The sequence below is a fragment of the Aliiruegeria lutimaris genome (assembly GCF_900099935.1).
GTDB classification, from domain to species: Bacteria; Pseudomonadota; Alphaproteobacteria; order Rhodobacterales; family Rhodobacteraceae; genus Tropicimonas; species Tropicimonas lutimaris.
On record NZ_FNEK01000177.1, the window covers coordinates 1 to 1,722 of the forward strand.

Consider the following 1,722-nt stretch of genomic DNA (forward strand, 5'->3'; position numbering starts at 1 on the left):
CCGTTGGTGCGAAAACCGCGTTCATCGCGCCTGGCTCACCGTGGGAGAACGGATACTGCGAAAGCTTCAACTCCCGTTTCAGAGACGAACTGCTGCGGTCTTAGGTAGCAAATGCACCAAGGCTTGATTTGTGATCAGAAAGAGAACATAAACAGAACATATTCCCCGTTGGGAGATGATGATGGCGCAGCATTTCCTGCTTTCGGCGGCCGCCCGGACACTGTCTCTCAGGTCGGTTTTCTCAGAAGGTGAAGAAGCTGCCTATCGCCGGTTCTGCCGACTCCGCTGGCCAGAGACAGATGGCGCGCCACACTGTCCGGTTTGCGGGTGCATGGACGTCTATGATCTGTCGACGCGGCGCCGGTTCAAATGTGCAGCCTGTCATCGCCAGTTCAGCGTGACCTCGGGCACCATCTTCGCCTCCCGGAAGCTGTCATTCGTCGACCTCCTGGGAGCCATCTGCCTGTTCGTGAATGCGTCCAAGGGCCTCTCGGCCGTTCAGCTGTCACGCGATCTGGACGTTCAGCACAAAACGGCCTTCGTGCTGATGCACAAATTGCGCGAGGCGCTGGCCGCCGAGGTCAGCGAGATCCAACTGGAGGGCGAGGTCGAGGTGGATGGTGCGGTTTTCGGCGGACATGTCCGGCCCGCCAATCTCCGCGAAGAGCGCGTCGACCGCCGGCTTTCGAGCAATCGCAGCGGAAAGCGCCGTGCCGTGGTCGTGCTGCGCCAGCGCGGCGGCCGGACGGTGACGCGCCCCTTCCTGAGAGAGGCCCAGGGCGTCGACTTCGCCCGGGAGAGGATTGTTCCCGGCTCCGTCATCTCGGCTGACGAGGTCGCCCATTGGGACCTGCTGGAACCGGACTTTAACATGCAAAGAATCAATCATTCAGAGGCTTACAGTCTGAACGGAATTCACACCAATGGTGCCGAGAGCTTCTTCTCGCGGCTGCGCCGGATGATCGCAGGCCAGCATCTGAAGGTCGAGGGACGGTATCTCGGCACCTACGCTGCCCATGCCGCCTGGCTTGAGGATCACCGGAAGGAAAGCAACGGCCGTCTGGCAGATCGCCTGATCGGCGGGGCGCTTGCCGCACCGGTCAGCCGGGAGTGGAAGGGATACTGGCAACGACGCGCAGCGTGATCGCGTCGCCCGCAGCCCAGACGCACATGCCCTTTCGCTTCTCCACCATGCGGACGAGCTTCCGGCGTCTGGCATGCCGCAACGCCTGAACTACCTTGAACACAACCGAGTTGCGCAGCGCGTTGTCGGAGATGTCGAGATCGCGTTCGACCATCACACGCTCTGCCAACTCCCGCGTCGTCATCTCACCATCAACATCAAGATGGCGGGCGCAAATGTCAGCGATCTCGCCCTTCTTGAAGAACCCGTGGCTGACCATGTAGCGGGCGCGCTGCCGGTCAGGAGCGGCGAACAACTCCATCGTCGCGTTCAAATGCGCCAGATCGTGCTTGGCCTGCGCGATCTGCGCCTCATACGCCCTGATCCGGCCAAGTATCTCGGCGCGTTTCTGTGTCAGAGTCTGGATGATCAACGGTTCGGACATGCCAACATTCGAACCGACGCCGAGCCATCAATCCAGTCGGCAAATTGGTGCATTTGCTACCTAAAGCGTTTCGAGATTAGTTTGAGGCATACCCTGCAGCCCTGAAGTAGTTCCAACACTCCGTCGGGTCATAGAGATTGCAGATTTCACCGAT

Annotated in this window: 2 protein-coding genes and 1 pseudogene; 2 read left to right on the plus strand and 1 reads right to left on the minus strand. The window is 60.1% G+C overall.

The features are described from left to right. Both BLR85_RS28220 and BLR85_RS28225 read left to right on the plus strand, forming a co-directional pair. Nucleotides 1-95: pseudogene (locus tag BLR85_RS28220) on the plus strand (integrase core domain-containing protein); the annotation flags it as partial. A gap of 86 nt (nucleotides 96-181) precedes the next feature. Further along, nucleotides 182-1,144, plus strand: coding sequence for an IS1595 family transposase (locus BLR85_RS28225; RefSeq protein ID WP_093165215.1), 963 nt, complete (start codon nucleotides 182-184; stop codon nucleotides 1,142-1,144). On the opposite strand, the gene BLR85_RS28230 is transcribed toward BLR85_RS28225, so the two are convergent. Beyond that, nucleotides 1,101-1,568: a hypothetical protein gene (locus BLR85_RS28230; protein ID WP_093165218.1), complete on the minus strand. Its 468-nt coding sequence runs from the start codon at nucleotides 1,566-1,568 to the stop codon at nucleotides 1,101-1,103. The two genes, BLR85_RS28225 and BLR85_RS28230, sit on opposite strands and share 44 nt — an antisense overlap. Nucleotides 1,569-1,722: the final 154 nt, after the last annotated feature.

Excerpts from the sequence above, each read along its gene's own strand:
- BLR85_RS28225 (WP_093165215.1), top strand. The coding sequence starts at position 182 with ATGGCGCAGCATTTCCTGCTTTCGGCGGCCGCCCGGACACTGTCTCTC.
- BLR85_RS28230 (WP_093165218.1), bottom strand. The coding sequence starts at position 1,568 with ATGTCCGAACCGTTGATCATCCAGACTCTGACACAGAAACGCGCCGAG.